22 protein-coding genes are annotated in these 23,794 nt (G+C 62.0%); 10 read left to right on the top strand and 12 right to left on the bottom strand.

Annotated elements, in window-relative coordinates; translation table 11 throughout:
• Positions 1-22: 22 nt before the first annotated feature.
• Together RE4_RS00860 and RE4_RS30575 are read left to right on the top strand one after the other, a co-directional pair.
• The gene (locus RE4_RS00860; protein WP_029256529.1) at positions 23-1,345 is read left to right on the top strand and encodes a ClC family H(+)/Cl(-) exchange transporter; all 1,323 of its coding nucleotides are present in this window, start codon (positions 23-25) and stop codon (positions 1,343-1,345) included.
• 72 nt (positions 1,346-1,417) lie between these two features.
• Entirely contained in the window at positions 1,418-1,657 is a 240-nt protein-coding gene (locus RE4_RS30575) for a DUF4440 domain-containing protein (protein ID WP_081098288.1), read from the top strand.
• Positions 1,658-1,686: 29 nt separating this feature from the next.
• Here RE4_RS30575 and RE4_RS00855 read toward each other — a convergent pair whose 3' ends face one another.
• The 3 genes from RE4_RS00855 to RE4_RS00845 form a co-directional block, all read right to left on the bottom strand.
• On the bottom strand, positions 1,687-2,874 hold the full coding sequence (locus RE4_RS00855) for a 4-hydroxybenzoate 3-monooxygenase (protein ID WP_060937813.1): 1,188 nt from the start codon (positions 2,872-2,874) through the stop codon (positions 1,687-1,689).
• Positions 2,875-2,973: 99 nt separating this feature from the next.
• A complete protein-coding gene (locus RE4_RS00850; protein ID WP_019745792.1) occupies positions 2,974-3,726 on the bottom strand; it encodes an IclR family transcriptional regulator in 753 nt (250 codons plus the stop codon).
• 79 nt (positions 3,727-3,805) lie between these two features.
• Complete coding sequence (locus tag RE4_RS00845; protein ID WP_019745793.1) at positions 3,806-5,173, bottom strand: NAD(P)/FAD-dependent oxidoreductase; 1,368 nt, start codon at positions 5,171-5,173, stop codon at positions 3,806-3,808.
• 123 nt (positions 5,174-5,296) lie between these two features.
• Between RE4_RS00845 and RE4_RS00840 the strand changes: the two genes are divergently transcribed.
• From RE4_RS00840 to RE4_RS00820, 5 genes are all read left to right on the top strand, one after another.
• Positions 5,297-6,187 (top strand): LysR family transcriptional regulator, encoded by an 891-nt coding sequence (locus tag RE4_RS00840; protein WP_003943104.1) that lies wholly within the window; start codon positions 5,297-5,299, stop codon positions 6,185-6,187.
• A 92-nt stretch (positions 6,188-6,279) separates the two neighbouring features.
• Positions 6,280-7,743 carry a benzaldehyde dehydrogenase gene (locus RE4_RS00835; RefSeq protein WP_020971149.1) on the top strand — a complete coding sequence of 488 codons (1,464 nt, stop codon included), beginning with the start codon at positions 6,280-6,282 and terminating at the stop codon, positions 7,741-7,743.
• Between the two features lie 132 nt (positions 7,744-7,875).
• Positions 7,876-9,393 carry an MFS transporter gene (locus tag RE4_RS00830; protein ID WP_020909510.1) on the top strand — a complete coding sequence of 506 codons (1,518 nt, stop codon included), beginning with the start codon at positions 7,876-7,878 and terminating at the stop codon, positions 9,391-9,393.
• 45 nt (positions 9,394-9,438) lie between these two features.
• A complete protein-coding gene (locus tag RE4_RS00825; RefSeq protein WP_020909511.1) occupies positions 9,439-9,786 on the top strand; it encodes a hypothetical protein in 348 nt (115 codons plus the stop codon).
• Positions 9,779-10,450: a Dabb family protein gene (locus tag RE4_RS00820; protein ID WP_060937812.1), complete on the top strand. Its 672-nt coding sequence runs from the start codon at positions 9,779-9,781 to the stop codon at positions 10,448-10,450. The genes RE4_RS00825 and RE4_RS00820 overlap by 8 nt, the downstream gene beginning before the upstream one ends.
• On the opposite strand, the gene RE4_RS00815 is transcribed toward RE4_RS00820, so the two are convergent.
• Together RE4_RS00815 and RE4_RS00810 are read right to left on the bottom strand one after the other, a co-directional pair.
• Positions 10,433-11,362: an alpha/beta hydrolase gene (locus RE4_RS00815; RefSeq protein WP_020971152.1), complete on the bottom strand. Its 930-nt coding sequence runs from the start codon at positions 11,360-11,362 to the stop codon at positions 10,433-10,435. The genes RE4_RS00820 and RE4_RS00815 overlap by 18 nt on opposite strands.
• A gap of 176 nt (positions 11,363-11,538) precedes the next feature.
• Positions 11,539-12,624, bottom strand: a complete 1,086-nt coding sequence (locus RE4_RS00810; protein WP_019745800.1) for a TerC family protein — start codon at positions 12,622-12,624, stop codon at positions 11,539-11,541.
• Positions 12,625-12,849: 225 nt separating this feature from the next.
• On the opposite strand from RE4_RS00810, the gene RE4_RS00805 reads away from it, so the two are divergent.
• On the top strand, positions 12,850-13,197 hold the full coding sequence (locus RE4_RS00805) for a hypothetical protein (RefSeq protein WP_020909514.1): 348 nt from the start codon (positions 12,850-12,852) through the stop codon (positions 13,195-13,197).
• Positions 13,198-13,201: 4 nt separating this feature from the next.
• On the opposite strand, the gene RE4_RS00800 is transcribed toward RE4_RS00805, so the two are convergent.
• Positions 13,202-14,434: a PucR family transcriptional regulator gene (locus RE4_RS00800; RefSeq protein WP_020971154.1), complete on the bottom strand. Its 1,233-nt coding sequence runs from the start codon at positions 14,432-14,434 to the stop codon at positions 13,202-13,204.
• A gap of 171 nt (positions 14,435-14,605) precedes the next feature.
• Here RE4_RS00800 and RE4_RS00795 point away from each other — a divergent pair, with 171 nt between their 5' ends.
• Positions 14,606-15,433: an SDR family oxidoreductase gene (locus RE4_RS00795; RefSeq protein ID WP_019745803.1), complete on the top strand. Its 828-nt coding sequence runs from the start codon at positions 14,606-14,608 to the stop codon at positions 15,431-15,433.
• Here the strand turns inward: RE4_RS00795 and RE4_RS00790 are convergent, their stop codons facing one another.
• From RE4_RS00790 to RE4_RS00775, 4 genes are read right to left on the bottom strand one after another with little or no spacing between them, the layout of a single operon-like run.
• Complete coding sequence (locus tag RE4_RS00790; protein ID WP_021345888.1) at positions 15,434-16,645, bottom strand: PucR family transcriptional regulator; 1,212 nt, start codon at positions 16,643-16,645, stop codon at positions 15,434-15,436.
• Positions 16,646-16,700: 55 nt separating this feature from the next.
• Entirely contained in the window at positions 16,701-17,831 is a 1,131-nt protein-coding gene (locus RE4_RS00785; protein ID WP_003942932.1) for a thiolase family protein, read from the bottom strand.
• Entirely contained in the window at positions 17,824-18,207 is a 384-nt protein-coding gene (locus tag RE4_RS31175) for a Zn-ribbon domain-containing OB-fold protein (protein WP_060937811.1), read from the bottom strand. Before RE4_RS31175 ends, RE4_RS00785 begins: the two co-directional genes overlap by 8 nt.
• A gap of 19 nt (positions 18,208-18,226) precedes the next feature.
• Complete coding sequence (locus RE4_RS00775) at positions 18,227-19,804, bottom strand: AMP-binding protein (RefSeq protein ID WP_060937810.1); 1,578 nt, start codon at positions 19,802-19,804, stop codon at positions 18,227-18,229.
• Between the two features lie 375 nt (positions 19,805-20,179).
• Here RE4_RS00775 and RE4_RS00770 point away from each other — a divergent pair, with 375 nt between their 5' ends.
• Positions 20,180-21,529: an MFS transporter gene (locus RE4_RS00770; RefSeq protein WP_060937809.1), complete on the top strand. Its 1,350-nt coding sequence runs from the start codon at positions 20,180-20,182 to the stop codon at positions 21,527-21,529.
• Here the strand turns inward: RE4_RS00770 and RE4_RS00765 are convergent, their stop codons facing one another.
• Together RE4_RS00765 and scpC are read right to left on the bottom strand one after the other, a co-directional pair.
• Entirely contained in the window at positions 21,530-22,165 is a 636-nt protein-coding gene (locus RE4_RS00765; protein WP_031333860.1) for a TetR/AcrR family transcriptional regulator, read from the bottom strand.
• Between the two features lie 60 nt (positions 22,166-22,225).
• Positions 22,226-23,779 carry a succinyl-CoA:acetate CoA-transferase ScpC gene (gene scpC / locus RE4_RS00760; RefSeq protein WP_060937808.1) on the bottom strand — a complete coding sequence of 518 codons (1,554 nt, stop codon included), beginning with the start codon at positions 23,777-23,779 and terminating at the stop codon, positions 22,226-22,228.
• Positions 23,780-23,794: the final 15 nt, after the last annotated feature.

Below are 23,794 nucleotides of genomic sequence, written 5' to 3'. Positions count from 1 at the left end.
CCATCAGGTAGGGCTGATCACGATGACCGAGGACGACGGCGGCACCGAACCGCGTGACTCCAACCGCGGACTGAGTTTGCTGTGTCTACTCGCTGCGGTCGCGGGCGTCGGGGTCGGATTTGTCGGCGGCGCGTTCCGTTGGTGTCTGATCAGGGCCGACGAACTCCGTCGGACGATCGTGAATTGGGCGCATCACGTTCCGTACGTCGGGTGGCTCGTGCCGGTCGTCCTGGTGGCCTTGTGCACCGTGCTGGCCGTACTGATCGTCAGACGAGTCCCCCTCGCAAAGGGAAGCGGCATCCAGCACGTCGAGGCGGTGTCCCGCGGCGAAGCGAAACCGCCGGGAATCAATCTCGTGCCTGCCAGATTCATCGGCGGCCTCTTGGCGATCGGCTCCGGTCTGGTTCTCGGCCGCGAGGGCCCCACCGTACACATGGGTGCGGCGATCGGGGCAGAAGCGGGACGGCGGGCCCGCCTTGCCGAACCGGACGTCGCCATGCTGCAAACATCCACGGCCGGAGCAGGACTCGCCGTCGCGTTCAACGCGCCGATCGCCGGGGCACTGTTCGTCTGCGAGGAGGTGACGCACTCATTTCGGCTGCGCACCGTGCTGCCAACACTTTTCGGTGTTTCGGTCGCGGTGGGCTGTGCACGACTTGTCATCGGTGACCAACCCGATTTCGAGGTCGGCACCGTCCCGACGCCTCAACTCGCACTCTTGCCACTGTTTGTCGTCTTCGGAATCCTCACGGGGCTACTCGGTATCGCCTACAACCGCTTGATTCTGGGTCTACTCGACGCCGTTGCACGACTCGACAGGATCCCGCCGACTGTCATCGGCGCAACGATCGGCGCCACCATCGGCCTGACGCTGTTCCTCGACCCGCTGGCCAGTGGGGGCGGCGACGTTCTTGCACAGATGATCGTCGGCGGAAGGACCTTCGTACTGCCGATCCTGCTGCTGTACTTGGCGGTTCGGTTCTTCACTGGCCCGCTCTCGTATGCCGCTGGAACCCCCGGCGGACTGTTCGCTCCCTTACTTGCACTCGGCGCACTCTGGGGGTCGATCTTCACCGGACTGTCGAGCTTCGTGCCCGGAGTGGACGCCGGGCTCACGGTCACCATGGCCACCATCGGCATGGCTGCCTTCTTCGGCGCTGTAGTGCGCGCACCGTTCACCGGCATCGTGATCGTGGTCGAGATGACAGCGGTGACGTCGACGCTAATTCCGATGCTCGCTGCCACTGCGGCAGCGGTATTCGTCGCCACCGCGGCAGGGTCGGCACCTATCTACGACAGTCTCCGAGAACGGATGTTGGAAACTCGACACCCACCTCTGCGATGATCACGATCGACACCGTGCCCGACCAATGCGTAGGCAGAGGAGCATTCATGACCCCACAAAGTCTTCACCGAGATAGGTGCGTCGGGTAGCGTCCGGGACCTACCGTCGACCGTTGAATCACTGCGAAACGAACCCATCGACGGCGACGGCATCGAAGTTCACAACTTGACCGGTCGAATCATCGCCGACGGATACGTCCTGACACAGTGGGATTCACTCCATGGCGTGCGTCGTGCGCGGCGCACATCCCTGTGGCGCCGCGCCCCGGTCGGATGGCAACTGGTACACCATCAAGGCACCCCGCTCCACTGATTACGCACCGCAAAATCTGCGACAACTCTCTAGATCAAGGGTGTTCCGACGTAGTTCTCGGCGATCAGCGTTCGTCCGGCGACCGAACGCGTGACCATGTCCAACTCGGCCAATTGACGGCGATGCCCGAAACCGCTGTCGTCCGGCAAGCGATGGAGCATCGACGACATCCACCACGAGAAGTGCTGCGTCCGCCACACACGCGGCAGCACCGTTTCGGTGTACCCGTCCAACATCTTTCGGTCGGACGAGGTGAAGAAACTGTCCATTGCCTTCGCCAGAGCGTAAACGTCGGCGATCGCGAGATTCATACCCTTTGCACCGGTCGGCGGCACGGTGTGCGCCGCATCGCCGGCAAGAAACAGGTTGCCGTGCTGCATCGGTTCACAAACGAAGCTGCGGAACTGAAGGATCGATTTCTGAAAGATCCTGCCGTCCTTGATCTCTGCGCCCTCACCGTCGACGCGCATGTGCAGCTCGTCCCAGATTCTATCGTCGGACCAGTTGTCCACGGAGTCGTCCGGATCGACCTGGAGGTAATGACGCTGCACCTCGGGCGTCCGCGTGCTGATCAGTGCAAACCCGCGCTCATGGTTGGCGTAGATCAATTCTTCCGATGACGGCGGAGCCTCGGCCAGGATGCCGAACCACGCGAAGGGATACTGGCGGAAATGATCCGTTCGGATCGACGGTTCGGGAATCAGCTTTCGCGTTTGCGTACGTGATCCGTCGCAACCGGCCACCAGGGCGCACCCGAGCTTCTGGTCGTTTCCGTCCGAATCGACAAAAGTGATACTCGGGCGATCCGATTCGTGATCGTGCACTTGCGCGTCGGACACTCCGAATCGAATGTCCCCGCCGTCAGCAAGACGTCGCGCGATCAGATCCTTGAGCACCTCGTGTTGCGGATACACCGTGACTGCGCGCCCGTCGGTCAATTCGTCGAACGCAATTCGGTGCCCTCGCCCGCCGAATCGCAGCTCGATTCCGTGATGTTCGAGGCCCTCCCGCTTCAGTCGATCACCGAGTCCGGTCTCGACCATGAGATCAACCGTGTTCTGTTCGAGCACGCCGGCACGAATGGTGCCTTCTACCTCTTCACGGGTGCGACATTCCAGGACTACCGAATCGATTCCCTTCAGATGCAACAGATGCGAGAGCATCAACCCGGCGGGACCACCACCGACGATTCCGACCTGGGTGCGCGAAGAAGACATACAGAGAACTCCTGAGGTGAGTGACGATTGAGACCACCATCGACCACGATCACTCCCCTGAACAGCTGTAATTTCACTCAGTGAAAGACCGAATACGAGCTATCCAAGTCCGCCGCCACCAAGCCCGCGTGAAATTCCACGGGCGGCCGCGACCAAGGCCGGCAGTAATGGAGCCGGATCCTGCTCCACCGGAACAACTGTCGAGACCGCTGCGACGACATTGCCGCCGGCTTCGCGGACCGGAGCGGCGACGGCAAGGGTTCCGACGTTCAGATACTCACGGCAGACGACAAATCCGGTGCGTCTGATCTCGTCGAGAGTTGCTCGCAAAATCCGCTCGGACGTAATGGTTTTGGGAGTGAACGACTCGAGACCGGCCTGGAGGACGTCGTCGAGAAGCTCGGTTCCGCCGTGCGCGAGGAGAATCAATCCACCGCTGGACGCGTGCAACGGCAATCTTCCCCCGGCCCGACCGACAACGGTGACAGCACTACGCGAGGACAAGCGCTCGAGGTACAGCGCCTCGGTACCCTCACGAACGACCAACTGCACATTCTCCCGGGTGACCTCGTACAGGTCCTCGAGGAACGGCAACGCCACCTGCCGCAGGCCGTGAGCGCCGGGAGCAAGAGCGCCGATCTCCCACAACCGCACTCCGACCTGGTACTTGCCGTCACTCCGACGCTCGAGTGCGCCCTCAGCCACCAACTGCCCACACAGCCGATGAACGGTGGGCAGAGGTAAACCGCTGCGACGACTGATCTCCGACTGCGTCAACCGCGGCGATTTCGCGTCGAAGGCACCGAGCACGATAAATGCCCGGCCGATCAACGAACGGTCGCCTGATGCCATTCACACAGTGTGACAGGGCAGTGCCACTAAGAATCCACTGTGACTGGCATCAGGCGAAACGTGTTCAGGCGGTGCGGAGCTACGCGGAGTGCGCCAATTCCGGTTCGCGTTCGGTCACCGGCGGCGCGGCCTCGATCTTCATCGGTTCCTGCGCGTAGTGGAAGTGCGGACGACGGTGACCGATGAACGAACCGAACCACGACATCACAGCGACGTACCGGTTGCGGAAGCCCACCAGATACATCACGTGCACGGCCAGCCACATGAACCAGGCGATCGTGCCCTTGAACTCGACCTTGCGGACGCGACATACAGCGCTGAATCGGCTGATGATCGACATGCTGCCCTTGTCGAAGTACTTGAAAGGCGTTCCGGCCTTGACCTTTCCGTTCACAGTCTTCGCGGCGTGACGGCCACCCTGCATCGCAACGGGCGACTGACCGGGCAGACCGTTGAGCGAAGTCATGTCGCCGATGGCAAAGACGTTGGCGAACCCGCCGACGGTCAAGTCCGGATTAATGAGCAGACGACCTGCGCGGTCACTCTCACAACCGGTTGCCTCTCCGAGCACTGCGGCGAAGTCGTTGGCGCGTACACCGGCCGACCAGATGACGGTCTCGGCGTCGATGCGCTTCTCTTCCTTGGTCTTTGCCGAAGAAACGGTGACACCGTGCTCGTCGATGGCGGTGACCATGGTGTTGAGGACTACCTCGACACCCGACTTCTCGAGCGAGGCCTGCGTGTACTCACTGAGCTTGCCGCCGAAGGCCGGAAGCGCAACGCCGGCGCCCTCGACCATGGTGACCGTGACCTCGTCGGCACTGATGTTGTTGATGGCCTTCGCAAAGTAGCGACGCGCCAGTTCCTTGATCTGTCCGGCGAGCTCGACGCCGGTCGCGCCGGCACCCACGACAACGAAGCTCAGCAGGTTACGGCGAACCAGCGCGTCGTTGGTGGTGTGCGCTTCCTCGAAGCAACGCAGGATCTGCTTACGCAGTACCTCGGCGTCCTCGACGGTCTTGAGCTTGTAGGTGACCTTTTCGAACTCGTCATGACCGAAGTACGCCTGCGTGGCACCGGTGGCTGCGATGAGCGAGCGGTACCCGAGCGTGTGGCGGGTGCCCGAGGCTTCGTAGACGACGGTGTTCTCTTCGGCGTTGACCTCGACGACGCGGCCGAGGCGGACGTCGGCGTTGGGGTACTTCTGCAGGATCGTGCGGATGGGCGGAGCAACTTCGCCGGCCGACAGGACACCCGTCGCCACCTGGTAGAGCAGCGGCTGGAAGAGGTGCTCGGTGGTGGCGGAGATGAGAACGAACGGCGTCTTGGACTTCGCGAGGGTCTTGGCCGCGGCGAGGGCTCCGAATCCCGAACCGACGATCACAACCTGAGTCTTCTCGTGTCCAGTCGCGTCGATGTCGGCGCGACCCGCAGCTGTTCTATCCACAACGAACTCCTCAACCAAATTGAAAGTATGACTATTACGGTATGGACTGATCATGGGTCGGGTCCAGCTAGCTGGAGTATTCGCAAGACTGTTATCTCGATTGCTCATAAGTAAGCTGTCCTCATGGACTTCCGCCAACTCAAGTACTTTCTCGTCGTGAGCGAGGAACTGAGCTTCAGTCGCGCCGCCGAACGCTGCTTCATCTCGCAGTCGGCGATCAGCCATCAGGTCGCACGGCTGGAGAAGGAGCTCGGGGCGACACTCTTCGAGCGCTCGACCCGGGCGGTTCGCCTGGCCCCGGCAGGATCGCGACTGGTTCCCATCGCGCAGCAAGTCCTCAGTCTCGAAACGATGGCGTACTCCGTCGCACGAGACCCGAGAGCCCGGATCCGAATCACGGGAAACATGAGCTTTGCCGCTCAGACGCTGGACGCCATCGCACACGTGCGCGAACTTCATCCGGACCTGGACGTCGAGTTCGTCATCAAGAGCTTTGCCCACCGCATGGATGCTGTGGCCTCCGGTGACGCGGACATCGCCCTGATTCGCGGCGGCGTCGACCGCCCCGGACTCGAACCCTTGGACCTCGGCGTCGAAGATCTGCTGGTCGTCATGTCGAGCCGACACCCCCTAGCCGGCCAGCAAAGCGTCGACCTCAATGATCTGGCCGCATATCCCCTGCTCCTGCCGCCGCGCCAAAGTCAGGTGCTCATTCACAAGGTGGTCGAGGACGCATTCCGCGAGATCGATCGACGCGTCCAACTGGGCCCCGCAATCCCGAGCGATCACACAGCCACACTGGACGTGATCACCAACCCGCGCGCCTGGACCCTGCTCTATTCGATCACCGCAGGCGAATCTCCGCGCGCTGGAATCAGCTTCATGCGAGAATCGCACGGCCGCTTGCGCATTCCCGTCTCGGGTGTGACCCGCAGCGGCGCTACCCACTCCACCGAGTTCGCCGATCTGATCCAAGCACTCAAGGACGCCATGAATCCGTCTTTCACTGAGTGAAAGTGTGATGGCGATCGACCCCCTCACAGAGCAACGTGGTGGGCAACCATGTGATGCGGCGCGCGGTTGCATCCCTTTACCGAGGAGCGGCCATGACGCGTTTGCTGAGCGAACCTGTGTGGGAATCGAAGATCTTCGACGGCGAATGGGTTCGCGGTAGCGCCGACGATCGTATTGTCGTCGAGCCGGCCACCGGCAAGCAGTTGACGACGGTCGGCATGGCAACACCCGACGACGTGGCGGCCGCTGCAACAAAAGCTACTGCAGCTCAGAAGAATTGGGCGGCAAGGCCATACACTGAACGAGCCGCCGTTCTACGCCGCGCCGGTCAACTGTTCGAGCAGTACGCCGACGAAATCGGCGAATGGGTAATCCGCGAGGCCGGCAGCATCCCGGCCAAGGCCGGGCTGGAAACCCATACCGCTGCCGAAGAGTGCTACAACGCAGCAGCTTTGGCCGCACACCCTGTCGGAGAGGTTCTGCGCTCGGAGCAACCTCGGCTGAGCTTCTCTCGTCGCGTACCCGTCGGAACCGTCGGCGTCATCGCGCCGTTCAACTTCCCCATCATTTTGTCGATCCGTGCAGTCGCTCCCGCACTGGCGCTGGGCAATTCGGTGATCCTCAAGCCTGACCCGCGCACGGCGATCTGCGGCGGTGTGGTTCTCGCTCGCATCTTCGAAGAAGCAGGCTTGCCCGCCGGAGTGTTCAGCATGCTGCCGGGCGGCGCTGACGCCGGTGAGGCAATCGTGGTTCATCCGAGCGTTCGCGTCATCGCATTCACCGGGTCGACCCGAGCTGGACGCGCGGTCGGCGAACTGGCGGGCCGCTATCTCAAGCGCGCTCATCTTGAACTCGGCGGCAACAATGCGCTGATCGTCATGGATGACGTCGACCTCGAAAAGGCCGCATCTGTCGGCGCTTTCGGATCGTTCATGCACCAGGGACAGATCTGCATGACCACCGGCCGCCAACTGGTCCACGAAAGTATCGCCGCCGACTACACCGCACTCCTTGCCGAACACGCCGACAAGCTTCCGGTAGGCGACCCGTTCACCGGTCAGGTCGCACTCGGACCCATCATCGACGCCAAACAACGCGACCACATCCACTCTCTGGTCAACGGAAGCATCGCGGCCGGAGCAAAACTGGCTGCCGGCGGCACCTACGAGGATCTCTTCTACCGGCCCACCGTGCTAGCCGACACCCCACTGACCGCGCCGGCCTTCGCCGACGAGGTCTTCGGGCCGGTCGCACCGGTGACCTCCTTCGCCACCGTCGAACAAGCCGTCGCCATAGCCAACGATTCCGAGTACGGATTGTCGCTGGGCATTCTGACCTCCGACGCCATGCGCGGACTCGAACTCGCCCAACAGATTCCCACCGGCCTGGTCCACATCAACGATCAGACGGTCGGCGACGAAGCCGTCATCCCGTTCGGCGGCATGGCGTCTTCGGGTAACGGCGGCCGTGTCGGCGGTATCGGTGCAAACCTCGATGCCTTCACGGAAACACAATGGGTGACGGCGCAAAGTGCACTCCCGGTATACCCCTTCTAGAACGAATTCACAGGGCACGTCCCACTCGGTCGCTGACCAGCATTGACGGGATCGATCTCGCGGACTTACCATCCAGAGAAAATTACTTCGCCACATTAAGCATTTTCTCTTGTTGTTCCCGAGAAGGACCCGTTGACGAACACAGTTACGACGAGCAGTGCCGCGAGCCCCAGCGCTACGCCAACTGCCACCGATTCCCCGGACCAGTCCGTAGCAAGATCGCCGCGCCGGGAGGCCGTGATCATCGGCGCTTTGAGCCTGGCAGCGATGATCGTCTCGATGATGCAGACGCTGCCGGTTCCGATCCTGGGACGGATTCAGTCCGACCTCGGAGCCTCGTCCGCCGGCGTCAGTTGGGTGACGACGGCGACCCTGCTTTCCGCTGCCGTCTTCACTCCCCTGCTGGGACGCTACGGCGATCAGCACGGCAAGAAGCGCACCTTGGTCGGCGTCCTCGTCGTCATGGTGATCGGTTCGATTGTCGCGGCATTGGCGCACAATCTGCCACTGCTGATCCTCGGCCGTGTACTCCAGGGAACAGCCACCGCGATCTTCCCTCTCGCACTCTCGGTCTTGCGCGAAGAGATACGACCACAGAAGCTTCCCGGCGCCATGGCCCTGGTCAGCGGAACTCTCGCGTTCGGCAGCGGTCTCGCCCTCGTGGCCACGGGTCTGCTCACATCGGCTCCGGATGCCGACTACCGCAACGCCTTCTGGATGGCCACCGGATTCGCAGTACTGGCCTTGATTGCCGTCGCCACGCTGGTCCCGCCCACCACGCACAAAAGCGGTGGGCGCGTGGACCTCATCGGTGCGCTGAGTCTGGGCGCGGCACTACTTCTGCTTCTTCTGGCGATTTCTCAAGGCCACCAATGGGGGTGGTTGTCGCCCTTGACCGTCGGTGTTTTTGTGGCCTCGATCGTGATGTTCGCAGTCTGGGTGTGGATCGAGAAGATCGTCGACGAGCCGCTTGTCGACATGCGGATGTTCGTCCACCGCCCGGTGATGATGGCAAATCTTGCCGGCGTCGTGGTGGGCTTCGGCATGTTCGCGAACTTCCTCGGGATCTCGTATCTCGCACAACTTCCCCGCGATCTCACCGGATACGGCTTCGACGCGAGCATTCTGCGTGCGTCGGTCGAATTCCTGCTGCCTGGCGCGATAGTTTCGCTGATCGCCGCCCCGATCGGCGGTCGTCTCATCAGACTCCGTGGGCCGCGATTCGTTCTGGGACTCACTGCGATCCTGGGCGCGGTGCCGTTTGCGTGGCTCGCGTTCGACCACACGCACACCGCGTCGGTCATCGGTGCGGGCATGGTGATCGGCGCCGCCCTCAGCCTCGGCTATGCAGCCATGCCCGCCATCATCATGTCCAATGTGCCGCATCATCAGAGCGGCATCGCCAACGGCATCAACTCGATCTCACGTTCCACCGGCAGCGCCATCGGCAGCGCAGTAGTGACAACGATTCTGGCGTCGATGACAATCGCGAACCTCCCCGAAGGTGTTCCGGCGATGCCAAGCGAATCTGCCTTCACCGTCACGTTCGCGACCGCGGGCGTTGCCTTCGTTCTGGTGGGACTTGTGGGGTGGCTGGGGCTGCGACCGGCACACTCCCCGTCCGCTTCCGAACAACCTCCCGCTGCGTGAGATCGGAAGTACTGCAGAGGGTTAGGTGCACCGTAGCCTGCGCACATGGCAGGTGAGACTCTCTACGTGATCGACCGGATCGTCACGAATCCCGGATGCGGGCAGAAGTTCGTCGACGAATGGCGTGCCGGCTACCTGCCGAACGCCCGGCGACGCAGCCTGACCCTCGACAACATACTTGTCAGTCCGCCGTTGTGGTCCGAGTACGAACCCAACGTCGTGACTATCACGTGGACCGTCGACGGAACCTCCGGTTGGTGGGCAATGACTCGCCTGAGTCGCGGCGACACCACGCTTCGGCAGTGGTGGGATGCCATGGAACCACTCATCTGCGAACGTAGCCGCACCATGGCTGCTGCTGCCGACGACGTCGAGGCACTGGCCGATGTATAACGTCACGAGGGTTGTTTTTGCTGCCGACAGCCCGGACTCGGACGGCTGGGCGAATGCGGTGAACACCATTGCAGCAGTGGCAGAATCGTCGGGCGCAGTTCGCCATCTCGTCACCGCTACTCTGCCCGGCGCCATCAACGGCGGAGATCTGATCGTTTATCTTCAGTTCGCGAATGAAGCCGCGTGGCGGGCCGTTAGCGATTCCGTCGACGCCGAACTTCACCACGATGCCATCGAACGCTTTCACGGCGCCGAGTACGTTTCCGGAACCGAGGGTCGCTCGCGCGCCACGGGCCCGAACGGGGTGTATCGAGCGTTGCTGATTCGCGTTGAACCCACTACCTCCGAGGACGAAATCGAACGCTTCGAAAGCGACTTGCTGAAGATACCCGGGCATATCTCCTCGATCGCTGCCTGGCGACTCAGTCGGGTGAGTGCGGCGACCGGCGCAACACCCGCATGTGACGAAGCACCGTGGACCCATGTGTGGGAGCAGGAGTTCACCGACCTCGAATCACTGCAGACCCAATACCTCGATCATCCGATCCACTGGGGCGTCGTTGATCGATGGTTCGATCCTGAATGCACCGAAGTCATTGTGCGGGAAAGAATCTGCCATACCTTCGGCGAACTGGGCGACGAGATCCTATCGAGCGGCGGCTGATACCTCGCGGATCATCGCCCAAACTTTCTGGCGTGCCGGCTCTGTGAGCGACAATGACGGAATAGTGAGGAACCCGTGAAACAACCCGTCGAAGCGATGATGCTGCACGGGGACGCCGGCCGAGGCAAGCAGTTTCGCGTACTCGTCACCGGACGAGCACGGCGGATCCAGCTCGGCTGTCACGACAACAGCAGCTGGAAGATCTGCGAACGACTCTGTCCGAGTGGGTATCACCCGCACGTCATCTCGGCGTTCGGGAGCATATTGGTCCCAGTACCACTTCATGGCCGTGGTCGTGTTGTAGTGGTCGGTACCGTAGAGACGGTAGGACTCGGTGTCGAAATCGTCGTCGATCACCGGATAGATGAGAACCTGCGCCGCAACCGCCGGCCCCCCACGATCGCGAGCGGCGATGGCTACTGTCGCAGCAAGATTGCCGCCCGCGCTGTCGCCGGCAAGGACTATCTTGCTCGGGTCTGCGCCGTACTGTGCCGCGTGTTTCGTCGCCCACTCCAATGCGGCGTAGACGTCGTCGTGTGCTGCCGGCGCGGGGTACTCAGGGGCCAGACGATAATCGACGGAGACGACGACGGCGCCAACCCCTTCCGCCATGGACCGGCAGAATTCGTCATGGCTGTCCAGGTCACAGAACACGAAGCCTCCGCCATGAGCGAAGACGACCAGCGGTCCGGCGTCGGAGGAAGTGTGCGGGCGGTAGACGCGGATCGCCAGATCTCCACCGGGGCCCTCGATTGCGAGATCTTCGACCGTACGCAAATCGGGAAGCCGCTCCAACGGGGCGCGTCGATTCCGAAGCAGAGCGCGCAACTCCGACGGCTCGAAGCTGGTGACATCCGGAAATGCGGCGTTGAGCGTGGCCAGCATGGTGATGACTTCCGCGTGAATTGTCATGTGCACTCCTGATCTCGGACGTCGGGCATCCGCCAAGGTAGATCGCGCGCGGCCGAGTGAGAACACACCTTCCCGATCAGTGGTCTGTTTGGTTACGAGAAGTCGTGAGAAACGAAAAGGGAGACCACACCTCGTTGTGTGGTCTCCCTTTTCGATTCGGTTCAGCCGATCAGGCGTCAGCTCCTACTGCGAGCATCCACCTTGTCGTCATCGTCGTCGTGCTCGCCGGCAGCAAGCGCGATGTCGGAAGACTCGACGCCCCCATTCGGGCCTGTCTTCTCGAGGTCGACCGGTGCATCACCGGACGCAACCTCTTCGGCCTCAGGCTCTTGCGGTAGCGGTTTCTTGAGGCTCAGGATGATCGAGCCTGCCAAGACCACGATGATCACCGCGAGGCTGACCAGCGAGGGGATCTCGGGGATCGACGTGCTGATCACCTTGTGGCTGGCCTGCATGATCAGCTTCACGCCGATGAAGGCGAGGATGATCGACAGACCCTTGGAGAGGTAGTGGAACTTCTCGAGCAGACCCGAGAGCAGGAAGTACAGGGCACGCAGACCCAGGATCGCAAACGCGTTACTGGAGTACACGATGAACGGGTCGTCGCTCACTGCCAGGACTGCCGGGACGCTGTCGACTGCGAACACGAGGTCGGCGGCTTCGATGGCGACGACGACGGCGAACAGCGGTGTTGCGACGCGCTTTCCGGCTTCCTTGACGAAGAACTTGGTTCCCGCGTATTCCTCGCGAACCGGCATGATCTTGCGCAGCAGGCGAACTGCCAGCGACGTACCCGGATCGAAGCTCTCGTCGTCATCCTTGAGCAGCTTGTAAGCGCTGTAGAGCAGGATGGCGGCGAAGACGAACAGGACGGCCGTGAACTTGCTGACCACGGCAACGCCGGCAGCGAGGAAGATTCCGCGGAAGATCAGGGCGCCGATGACACCGAAGAACAGCACACGGTGCTGGTACTCACGGGGCACCTTGAAGTAACCGAAGATCAGGGCGAACACGAAGAGGTTGTCGACCGAGAGGCTCTTCTCCAACAGCCAGGCTGTTGTGAATTCGACGCCCGAGTTCACCCCCAAGGTCAGGGTGACAACCACCGCGAACACGAGAGACAAACCGACCCAGAGTGCACTCCACCAGGCCGCTTCCTTGAAGCCGATGACATGCGCGCCGCGGTGGGCGAGCAAGTCGATGAGCAACATGACGACGATGACTGCGGCGAACGCGGCCCACGCCCACATGGGAACGTTCATCGCTGACCACCTACCCGAATGGCACTGATGACTGCGGTCACGGGGAGCTCCTTCACTGGGTTCGGACGGCCGTCTCGCCGTCTTCTCCAGTGTTCCTTGCCGACTTCTATCCATCCCTGTCGAAATATCGACGACTTTTGTATCTAAAGTTGCCGAGATCATGCAATCTAAAGGTGTTGCATCCGAAACCGCCGTTGGAAGGCAACTTGTTCTAGCCTGGCAAACATGAGCACCTCGTTGTACTACTCCGCCGTCCGCTCCACACCGCTGACCGACGACGAGAAGGCCGAAGTCGACCGACTCATCGCCGTCCACAACGACGAATTTCCGTTCGACTACGAGGTCCTGGACCTCTACCCGTCGGATATCCCCAACACTCTGCTCAACGGCTCGACCAAGATCTCGAGCGATCCGACCGAGGTGATTCCGTCACTCGTCTACTGGTTCAACGCACTGACCGAACTCCGGCGAGCGGTGCCCGACGCCGACTGGGACGTTTCACTCGACGACACCCCCGCAGATTGGGATGACAACTCCGGCTACTCGCTCCCCGGACTCGATGACATGCAGTAGCGAATCACGGCGCCGGCGCGATGGTGGCTCCGTAGCTCTCCAGTGCGATGAGGGCCAACTCCGTCGGCAGCCGACGCTGGTCGACGCTGCGACCCAGTAGCTTTTCGGCCTGATCGAGTCGATACCGCACGGTGTTCTTGTGCAGGCCGAGGGCTGCGGCAGTAGCGGCCGCGGTGCAGTTGTTCTCGTAGTAGACCCGGACGGTGTCACGGATGCGCGTCGTGACGCCGTCCGCGCCGGCCAGGCCTTTCAGTTCCCGAGCCACCAACTCACGCAGTTCGCCCAGATCTTCGGTGAGCAGACAGGGAACCTGAACATCCTCGTAGACGGTGATACCCGGCGAGCCCCCGGAACGGACCGCCACGCGCTGCGCGGCGAGCGCCTCGCGATGACTGCGAGCGAATCCTTCCATTCCGTAACCGCTCGCTCCCACTGCAACGCGAAGATCCGAATGCCGGGCATCAACATGTGACGCCCACTCCTGGCCGTCGAAATGCGCGACCCACGACCACAGCTCACGCGCGCCCGAAGGCAAAGTCAGAACACGCTCGCCATTGGACTCGTCCACAAAGGTACGGGCGTACGAGTCCAACCGCGCCAATACGTCTGCAGCCGGGTCGGTGTCGTCCGTCCAGAGAACAAACGCCGTGTGGTGGCGCCGCATCGGATAGTCCAGGATCCGGGACGCTTCGTCGGAGTGAAGGGCTTCGCCCGCGACAATCGCGTGCACCGTCTCGGACCGACGCGCAAAAGCGCCGCGCGCCAAGCTCTCCCGCTCCTTCGCGTACGTCGCGACCAACAATTCGGTGGTCACTTCCAGCCATCTCATCGCCGAACCCCACACTCGAACGAGAAGTGCGCGTTTGAGTTCCGGACCGATCGGGAGTGCCTCTATCGACTCGTCGACGAAACCCAGCATCGCGAGGCGTCCGGCGCCGTAGATCTTGAGCAGGACCCGAAGATCCATACCGCGCCGAGCGACGGTGAGTGCAAGCGCAACCGACTCCGCCGGCGGCGTGACCTCTTGGGAACCGCCCGCGATCGCCGCCACGATGACGCGGAGCTGCGCCGCGGTGCTCGCATCCACATCGCGTCGTAGCTCCCGATCAGCCGCTACCTCGGGATTGGCCTCGGCAATGGCGTCGTCGATGCGTTGGACGAAACCGTCGATCACCTCCGGCTGGAGATAGATGGGTGCGAGATTCGCAATCCAGCCGTCCAACTCCGATGTGTCCATGGCGCCTCCCCGAATTGTGACTTAGTCATAAATCTATCGCCTTGGTTCGGCCAACAAGGCCTATCTACCCAACTTCAACTGGTCCACAATCACATCTCACTGCAGTTTCACGTCGCTGCAGATTTACGTCACTGCAATCCCATCCCTCTAGTTTTTGGAGACGCTCGCGATATGAACAAGCCTTTCGACGGTCAGGTAGTGGTCATCACCGGTGGCGCCAGGGGCATCGGATACGCCACCGCGAAACGGCTCATCAGCCTGGGCGCGAGGGTCGCGATCGGCGACATCGACGAAGCCACTCTCGCGCAGGCTGCAAAAGATTTGGGCATCCGTACGTTCGGGCGTCTCGACGTCACCGACCCCGCGTCGTTCTTCGACTTCCTCGACACCGTCGAAGGTGAACTCGGCCCGATCGACGTACTGGTCAACAATGCGGGCATCATGCCGGTCGGACGGATCGTCGACGAGGACGACACCGTGACCAGACGCATCATCGAGATCGACGTCCTCGGCGTGATCACGGGAACCAAACTCGCACTGCGACGGATGCTTCCACGCGGACGTGGACACGTCATCAACATCGCTTCGCTTGCCGGCGAACTCCCGTGCCCCGGTCTGTCGACGTACTGCGGCGCCAAGCATGCGGTGTTGGGCTTCACCGATTCTGTCCGCAAGGAAGTTCGTGGCACCGGAGTGAACGTCTCGTCCGTACTGCCGACGCTCACCAACACCCAACTCACTTCCGGGACTTCGGGAATGAAGGGTTTCCGTGAGGTTCAGCCGGAGGAAATCGCCGAAGCAATCGTCGGCTTGATCACCAAACCTCGACCACGCGTGCGCATTACGCGAGTGTCCGGACTGCTTGTCCAGGCACAGGGTTTCGTGCCCCGACGGCCTTACGAGGCATTGAGCCGACTGTTCGGCGTCGAGACGCAGTTTCTCGGCGACGTCGACACCGCGGCCCGTGCTGCCTACGAGGAACGGGCGCGCACCAGCTGATCAGGCCAGCTCCGTGGCCGGCCAGTCGAGCAACTTCGCGCCCAACACGGCAGCGTGGAGCGCGAAGCTGTCGTTGGGGTCGTTGACGTTCTGGCCGGTGAGTTCACGGATACGGTCCAAGCGGTACGTGACCGCCCGGACCGACAAGTGCAGGTCTCGGGCGGTCTTTGCCGTATTGCCGCCGGCGGAGAAGTACGCGAGCAGGGTGTCGATCATCGGCCCAGCGCCGCCGCGCGCCTCGAGCAGCGGCGTGAGCAGGGTGTGGATCAGGTCGGTGACCGCCGGCCTGTCGTTGACCAGAACGCGGTAGACCAGCAGGTCACGAGCATCGATGATCGGTGCGGTCAACGACAGGCGCTGCGCCAGGTCCAGTGCGTCGAGCGCCTCCCGGTACGACGCCACGACGCCCGAAGCGGTGGTGCGAGGGCGCCCGACAGCGATCTGCCAGGTGCCGTCCAAAGCACGCCGCTGCAACTGAACTCGCCCGTCGTCATCGGTTCCCGGTCCGAGAGCCGACCGAATACCCGCCAGCACGTGATCAACGGCATCACGGTCCGGCGCCGCGAAAACGACGACCAGTTTGCCGCTCTTGCTGGCAACCAACGCGTCGGCGTCACCCTTGCTGCCGAGCACGGCACGTTCGACGGCCCGCACCAAGGGATTGTCGTCGGTGAACTCGCGCGTCGCGGTCACGACCGCGACGGCATGCGGACCGCTGAGATGGAGCCCGAATCCCGAAGCACGACCTAACAATCCGACGACATCGGCTCCACCGGTCAACAGGTCGTCGACGAACTCACGGCGTGCCGATACCTGCGAGCGGACCAGAGAACGCCTGGCCAACTGAAATCCTTCGGCCAGTTCGGCGACGGCATCGTCGACGGCGCGGAGCATGACTTCGCCGGCCGAGACGACGGCAGTCGGATCCGATTGTGCCGCAATAACAGCGGGGAGCTCACGCCACAGGCGCCAAGCCGAGGAGAGATAAAGATCGAGCAGGGCTCGCAGGGCAACACCCTGCTGCGCCGCTTCTTCACCGCGGGCACGGAAACGATGCAGCTGACGACGCTGCAGCGGCTTCCCCTCGCATACGGCGACACTGAGCACGTCCAGGAAATCACCCAGCAACTCGACGGGTAGGCCACCGGCGTCGTCCGCCCCTGCCGCGGCTACCCGGGAAAGCACTTCTGTGGGTACTCCGGTTGCGTTCACCCCCCGCATTCTTCCACCACGTTCCGAAGGCGGAGGGACTGTCGTACCGGAACCGCTAGTCTTCGCCGACCAGGATGTGCGCGTAACTCACTCCGCCGGCTCCGATCATCTGCGCGAATCCGATCCGCGCACCGTCGTGCTGACGGACCCCGGACTGCCCACGAATCTGCTGAGTGATCTCGACGAACTGGGACAGGCCGGTCGCTCCACCGGGATGCCCACGGCCGATCAGTCCACCGCTGGGGCTGACCGCGACACGGCCTCCGATGTGGAAATCGCCGTCTGCCATCGCGAACGACGCCTTCCCTTCCGCCGCCAACCCGAGATCCTCGATGTACTGCAGTTCTTCGACGCTGAAAGCCTCGTGAACCTCTACGACGTCGACGTTGTCGGGGCGAATGTCGGCTTGCTCGTAGGCACGGGCGGAGACCCGCTTGGTCACACCGAGATCAGGCATGAACGCGGCAGCCCCGTGCCACTTGTCTGTCTCCGCTACGGCGGCAGCCACTCGGACTGCCCGACTGGCGTTCGCGAGTTTTCTGCTGGTGATGACGACTGCCGCTGCGCCGTCACCGATCGGGCAGGATTCGACGCGCCGGAGCGGATCCACCAGCATCGGTGCAGCTTTCAACTCGTCCATCGTCAATGCTTTGTTACGCTGCGCCATGGGGTTTCGGCTTGCATTGAAGAGGTTCTTCTCCACCACCAGGAGGCTGGCGTCGGCCGATTCGCCGTGTCGATGCATGCGGGCCTGCTTCATCAACGCAAACGGAACAGCAGGAACTGCCATGCCGGATACAGAAATCAAGTCCGGTTCACGTTCCCCTTCGGCAGCGCGGCTCATCAAGAGAGCACCTAGGCTTCCGACTCCGACCACCGCGGCAGTTTCCACCTGCCCCGATGCCACAGCAGCGCGGGCCTGCTCGAAAGCCGCTGTGCCGGTGGCTGATGCGTTCTCTACCGCAACAGCAGGAATCCCGGTCCACGCCATTTCGTGCAGAACCAGCGGAGCGGTCGACATTCCGGTACCGACGGCACCGACCACGAGCAGGCCGACTTCAGCCCAGTCCAGTCCGGAATCCCCGAGGGCCGCGTTCAACGCCTGTCCACCCTGAACATGTGGCGGTGTCGTCGTTTTGGAAACGAACGGCGTCATTCCGACGCCCGAGATGTATACCTCACGCATCGCGCGACTCCTTTTCGAAACCGTATGTCGTGAACAGTGAGTCTTCCGTGCCCGCACTCCGGGGAACAACGGAAACCACATCACCGATTCGAACGGGATCGGCACTGACTCCCAGAATTTCGATGTCGGCGTCACCGATACGCACCTGCGCGATGGTCACGGGAGGTTGCGCTCCGGCAATCGGAAATGCTGCAGTGCAATGCGATAAGACGGTACCGGACTCGGCCAGTTCGATCTGGGTCGCCGCGGCGTAGCACTTGGCGCAACGCTCACGGCAAGGGAAGCTGATGTTCTCGCACCGACTGCACTGCGAAGCCAGCAGTCTGATGCTCGTGCCTTCACATCGCAGGGCGGCATCGTCGAATGAAGGGTGCATTATTCGTCAGTCCTGTTCTTCAGACTCGTCGAGCCTGATCAGCCCAGTAGAGTTCTCGGAGATCCTTCTTGAGGACCTTCCCGTTGACGCTGCGCGGGAGTCGTTCGACGAAGTCGATTCGCTTGGGACTACGAACACCTCCGAGCTTGTTGCGGCACAGAGCAATCAGCTCGTCGGCACCTACTTCTGCGCCCTCGTTGAGCTCGACGACAGCGGTGACGGCCTCGCCCCATTCCGGGTCCGGAATGCCGATGACGGCACAGTCCTGCACAGCGGGGTGCGACCAGATCACCTGCTCGACCTCAGCTGGGAAGACGTTGAATCCGCCCGAGATGATCATGTCTTTCTTGCGGTCGGTGAGCGTCAGAAACCCTTCGTTGTCGAGGTATCCGATGTCGCCGGTGTGAAGCCAACCGTCACGTATGGTGTCGCCGGTCGCCTCGGGGTTGTTGTAGTACCCCTTCATGACCAGGTCTCCGCGTACGCAGATTTCGCCACGCTCACCGCTCGGAAGCGCGTTGTCTTCGTCGTCGCGGATTTCGACTCTGATCAACGGCGACGGCCGACCACAAGACAGCAATCGGGCGTCGTCGGCGATCTCGCCGTCGACAAAGTGCTGCTCGGGGCGCAGGAAACTGATGGAGCCGGGAGCTTCCGTCTGGCCGAAGCATTCGATCATCACCGGACCCAGAACCTTCAAGCACTTGCGCAGCTTCTCGGCCGACATCGGGGCAGAACCATAGAGGAAGTACCGCAGCGACGTGAGATCGTAGTTCGCCAGATCCGGATGTTCGATCAACCGGTAGATCACGGTGGGAGGCAGGAACAGGTCGGTGACGTTGTATCGGTCGATCGACTCGAGCAGGGTCTCCGGATCCGGCCGCTTCAACACGACGACGGCGCCGCCGCGGGCAGTTGCCGGCAGGGTCAGCATTCCGGCGGAGTGCGTCATGGGGGCAGCCGCGAGGTTGACCACCTTCTCGTCGGCGCGATAGTGCATGGCAAGCATCAGCTGCGCAACACACATCGAGAAGCTGCGGTGGGTGTTCATCACGCCCTTGGGAGCGCCTGTCGTACCGCCGGTCGGCGAAATCATCGCCACGGAATCCTGCGGAACGTCGACCCTCGGATGCGTCGACGGAGAATCGCCGAGCCAGTCCGTCAAAGCGCGGGCGTAGTCACGAACACACTCGGCGGCGTCCGCTTCTCCTTCGAGGCGGATGTACTGGATGCGGTCGCCGACTGCAGCGTGAATCTCGTCTACAGCTGCTGCAAGCGCAGGGTGATAGAAGAGAATCTCGCAATCGAACTGGTTGACGAATCCGATGCTGTCCGTGATCGGACTGTTCGGATTGAGAGGCACCCAGGTTCCCCCGGCACGCCAGGCAGCGATGACGCATAACCACGCCGCTGGATCATTGGGAGAGAGAACGCCGATCTTCGTTTCCGGCTTCATTCCGTCTCGCAGCAACGCGTTCGCGACACGACAGGACAGCGAACCTGCTTCTTCGAACGTCCAGTCGACGTCGCCGTGACGATATGCGATGGCAGCGGGATCGACGCTCCACCCTTGGTCGAAGAAATCGGAGAGGGCCATGGGAAACCATTCCTTCCTTCCTGCGGGCCGCAGCGTCCCAGGAAGTTGTCAGTAACTGTTTACATCTCGGCGAAACGTAAGCTCCCCCGGCCGACCTGTCAACCATCGACAACTGCAAAACTGTTGCACAACAACAGAATAGAGCTAACAGTCGAACAGACTCAGCAGAATCATCCCGTCTCGTACACTAAACCATACGCCATTAGGTTTACCGAAGGCGCATGCGTTGACCATTTAACCGAACTGCGTTAGATTAACCGATGTGACTTGAGGCACATCGATTCAGTGTCGACTCGAAAACTGCTGCTGGTGAACATCACCCGAGCGCACAAGCCAAGTCACACCCGCAACCACCCCTTCCGACTAAGGAACACGATGGCTTCAGCACGCGAACTGATCGATGCGTCTCCACTCAGCAGACTCCAAATACGGGTAATCCTTCTGTGCACGCTGGTCAACATGGCCGAGGGATACGACATCCTTTCGATGTCACTCGCCATACTGCCGATCACGGACGACTGGGGAATATCCGGCACCCAGTCCGGCATGCTTTTCAGCGCCGGCCTCATCGGCATGGCGGTCGGCTCGATCGCCTTGGGACCGGTCGGCGACCGATACGGGCGCCGCCCCCTGCTGATCGGTTCGCTGGTCGTCATCACAGTCGGTCTTCTACTGTCCGCAGCGAGCGGCGACGTCACACAACTTGCGCTTGCGCGTCTGCTGGCCGGCGTCGGTATGGGCGGCATCATCCCGAGTTCGCCGATCATCGTCGGCGAGTACGCACCTGCACGCAAGCGCTCGACGCTCATCGCGCTGTTCGCGATCGGCATTCCACTCGGGGGTGTACTCGGCGGCGCCGGAGCAGCGGTGCTGATGTCGACGTACGGCTGGCACTCCGCATTCCTGCTCGGCGCGGTCGTCACGGCAATAATGGCGGGTGTGGCCTATTTCGGAATCCCAGAATCGCCGGACTTCCTCGCCGCCAAGGGAACCGAGTCGTCGCGAAAGAAGCTGGACGAACTGATTTCCAAGATGAAACTGACCGGAGTCCCGGCCACGGGTAATCACACGACACCTGTGCGGCGGTCACCGAACGTCTCCGGATCGGCTCACCTGAAGTCCTGGGCCCTGGCGACGACATGCATCGTCTTCGGCCTGGTCAACATCGCATACTTCTTCGGCAATACCTGGACACCGAAACTTCTCAAGCTTGCCGGCATGTCCAACAACGCCGGAATCAGTGGTGGACTGATGTTCTCGCTCGGCGGCGCGCTCGGAACGCTGGTCTTCGCCGGCCTGGCCCTTCGATTCGCCTCGATGTGGATCACCATGGGCTTCATCCTCGCCGGCTCGCTACTGTTCGGCGTCCTCGCTCTGGTCTCGACTCAACTCAGCCCCGCGCTGGTGGCGTCAGCTCTGCTCGGGCTGTGTATGACCGCGGCCTACACCGGCCTGTATGTCATGGTGCCGATCCTCTTCCGCCCCGAAGCACGTGTCTCCGCTCTCGGAATCGCAGCGGGACTCGGCCGCATCGGAAGTATCGTGACGCCGTTGGGGATCGGTCTACTCGTCGACCGATCCTGGACGACGGAATCCATCTTCTTCCTCTTCGTCGTACCGACCCTGCTCGCCGCCGCAACGATCGCATACGCGCAGGTTCGCAATACCAAGGAATCAGTCGCCCTTGCCGTCGACGGCGAAAAGGCATCTGTATCTGCCGCTTGATCAGATCGAGTTATCCACCTGGTCGGCGTGAAGAACCCCGTAGAGGAAACTTCGCATCATCTGTTCGTACAACTGCCTGGGCGTACGTTGATTCGACTTCAGCGCGGCGTCGAGGACCGGGTGGGCAATTCGATCTACGTTGGCAAAAACGGCGGAACGCTTGGCCTCGGGCCTCATCGCCTCAGTGAGGGTGACACCCAAGGTCAGCTTCTCGAGGCCGTCGAGGATCTGAACATGCAGCCGCACAGGAACTCCCGAACCCTCGAGGTAATCTGCTGCAGCCTCGAACATGTCAGTCACGAGGTCTCGCGGAAGAAACTGCAACATCACCGGCGCGGCATTGCGGTGACGCAGAATCACATCCCGAAAGTTCAAGCCGTACGCGACAACCCAGTCCTGCCAATCACCTGACGCGGGCTGACGCGGAATCCTGGTCTCGAACACGATTGCTCGCGCAACCTCCGTCAAAATCTCGTTCTTGTCGGAGAAATGGTGATACAACGACGGAGCTTTGACGTCGAGGTACTTAGCCAGACGCGGAAGGCTGAAAGCGTCCAAGCCCTCGGCATCGATAATCGAGATTGCTGCGGCAACTGCGGTGGTTCGGCTGATCAACGGTTTCGACGGTCGAGCCATGTCGCTCTTCACTCCTGATTTGCTCGGCGTCCGAAGATCGTACAAGCACCGATCGGAAGGTCAGGACAAGCGCATCGAACCCGTGTCGATGTACTGCTGATGGAACGAGAATGCCTCGCCCAGGATGTGCGGCGTCTGCCCCGCGCCCGGCTGAGCGTCGGCGCGAGCGATGTAATCGCGGAGCAGTGGCCGGAACTCCGGGTGAGCACAGTTGTCGACGATCAGGCGCGCGCGTCGCCGCGGAGACAGACCGCGCAGATCGGCCAACCCCTGCTCGGTGACCAACACCTGAGTGTCGTGCTCGGTGTGGTCGACGTGCGGAACCATCGGAACGATCGCCGAGATCTCACCCCCGCGGGCCGTCGACGGGCTCAGGAACATGGACACGTAGCCGTTACGAGCGAAGTCTCCCGAGCCGCCGATTCCGTTCATGATCTTCGTCCCCATGACGTGCGTCGAGTTCACGTTGCCGTAGATGTCGGCCTCGAGCATGCCGTTCATGGCGATGATTCCGAGTCTGCGCACCACCTCTGGGTGGTTGCTGATTTCCTGCGGACGGAGCGTGATGTGGTTGCGGTAGAAGTCGATGTTCGCGGTCAGTTCTTCGATGCCCTCGTCGGTGAGCGCCAAAGCCGTCGACGACGCATGCGCGACGGTTCCGTCCTTGATCAGCTTGAGCATCCCGTCCTGGATGACCTCGGAGTAGCAGGTCAGGCCGCGGTACGGCCCCCGATCGAGACCGCCGAGCACCGCGTTGGCAACATTGCCGATGCCTGCCTGCAGCGGAAGCAAGGTATCCGCCGGCATCCGTCCGGCGCGCACCTCGAAGTCGAAGAATTCCAGGACGTGGCCGGCGATCGCCTCACTGACGGCGTCGGGTGCAGTGAGAGGGCTCGCGCTGTCTCGGCAGTCGGTCTCGACAACGGCCACAACCTTCGCGGGATCCACTCGGAATGTCGTCTGGCCGATCCGGTCTTCGACGCGGGTGATCTCGAGAGGCTTGCGATGCGGCGGCAACGCGGTGCCGTAGTAGACGTCGTGGATGCCTTCCATCGCCTCGGGCACCCAGGAGTTGACTTCGAGAATGACCTTGTCTGCGACGTCGAGCCACGTCTTGTTATTGCCGATCGACGCGGAGGGAATCAGTTCACCTGATTCGGTGATACCGGCGACTTCGACGACCGCGACGTCGACGTTGCCGTAGTAGCCCTCCCACACCTGCTGAGCAACGTGGGAGAGATGGATGTCGACGTAGTCCATGCGACCGTCGTTGATGCGGCGACGCGCGGTGGCCTCGGACTGATACGGCATACGCAGCGCGATTCCGTCGACCTCGGCGAGCAGCCTTTCGGTCTCGGTGGACACCGAAGCACCGGTCAGGAGATTGATCGTGAAGTTCGATCCGTTGCCGCGGGTGTGGTGAATGCGCTCGGCCAGTGCCGGAATGATCACCTTGGGAGTACCGGCGCTTGCGAAACCGCTGATCGCGACCGTGTCGCCGGGGTGAATGAACTTCACAGCGTCGGACGCGGCCATCACCTTCGACGCAAAGGCTGTGGCGCGAATGCGGCTGGAGGTGGCTTTATGTCCGGTTTCACCGAAGGTTGAACTCACGCCACCAGGATAAAC

This window comes from Rhodococcus erythropolis NBRC 15567 (assembly GCF_001552595.1).
GTDB classification, from domain to species: domain Bacteria; phylum Actinomycetota; class Actinomycetes; order Mycobacteriales; family Mycobacteriaceae; genus Rhodococcus_F; species Rhodococcus_F erythropolis.
Note: the sequence above shows the minus strand (reverse complement) of the source record. Positions and strands in the feature narration are given on the sequence as shown.

Coding starts and splice junctions, on each gene's coding strand:
- RE4_RS00840 (WP_003943104.1), top strand. CDS start 5,297: ATGGACTTCCGCCAACTCAAGTACTTTCTCGTCGTGAGCGAGGAACTG.
- RE4_RS00835 (WP_020971149.1), top strand. CDS start 6,280: ATGACGCGTTTGCTGAGCGAACCTGTGTGGGAATCGAAGATCTTCGAC.
- RE4_RS00770 (WP_060937809.1), top strand. CDS start 20,180: ATGGCTTCAGCACGCGAACTGATCGATGCGTCTCCACTCAGCAGACTC.
- RE4_RS00820 (WP_060937812.1), top strand. CDS start 9,779: ATGTATAACGTCACGAGGGTTGTTTTTGCTGCCGACAGCCCGGACTCG.
- RE4_RS00775 (WP_060937810.1), bottom strand. CDS start 19,804: ATGGCCCTCTCCGATTTCTTCGACCAAGGGTGGAGCGTCGATCCCGCT.
- RE4_RS00860 (WP_029256529.1), top strand. CDS start 23: ATGACCGAGGACGACGGCGGCACCGAACCGCGTGACTCCAACCGCGGA.
- RE4_RS00850 (WP_019745792.1), bottom strand. CDS start 3,726: ATGGCATCAGGCGACCGTTCGTTGATCGGCCGGGCATTTATCGTGCTC.
- RE4_RS00825 (WP_020909511.1), top strand. CDS start 9,439: ATGGCAGGTGAGACTCTCTACGTGATCGACCGGATCGTCACGAATCCC.
- RE4_RS00765 (WP_031333860.1), bottom strand. CDS start 22,165: ATGGCTCGACCGTCGAAACCGTTGATCAGCCGAACCACCGCAGTTGCC.
- RE4_RS00800 (WP_020971154.1), bottom strand. CDS start 14,434: ATGGACACATCGGAGTTGGACGGCTGGATTGCGAATCTCGCACCCATC.
- RE4_RS00855 (WP_060937813.1), bottom strand. CDS start 2,874: ATGTCTTCTTCGCGCACCCAGGTCGGAATCGTCGGTGGTGGTCCCGCC.
- RE4_RS00805 (WP_020909514.1), top strand. CDS start 12,850: ATGAGCACCTCGTTGTACTACTCCGCCGTCCGCTCCACACCGCTGACC.
- RE4_RS00795 (WP_019745803.1), top strand. CDS start 14,606: ATGAACAAGCCTTTCGACGGTCAGGTAGTGGTCATCACCGGTGGCGCC.
- RE4_RS00810 (WP_019745800.1), bottom strand. CDS start 12,624: ATGAACGTTCCCATGTGGGCGTGGGCCGCGTTCGCCGCAGTCATCGTC.
- RE4_RS31175 (WP_060937811.1), bottom strand. CDS start 18,207: ATGCACCCTTCATTCGACGATGCCGCCCTGCGATGTGAAGGCACGAGC.
- RE4_RS00815 (WP_020971152.1), bottom strand. CDS start 11,362: ATGACAATTCACGCGGAAGTCATCACCATGCTGGCCACGCTCAACGCC.
- RE4_RS00785 (WP_003942932.1), bottom strand. CDS start 17,831: ATGCGTGAGGTATACATCTCGGGCGTCGGAATGACGCCGTTCGTTTCC.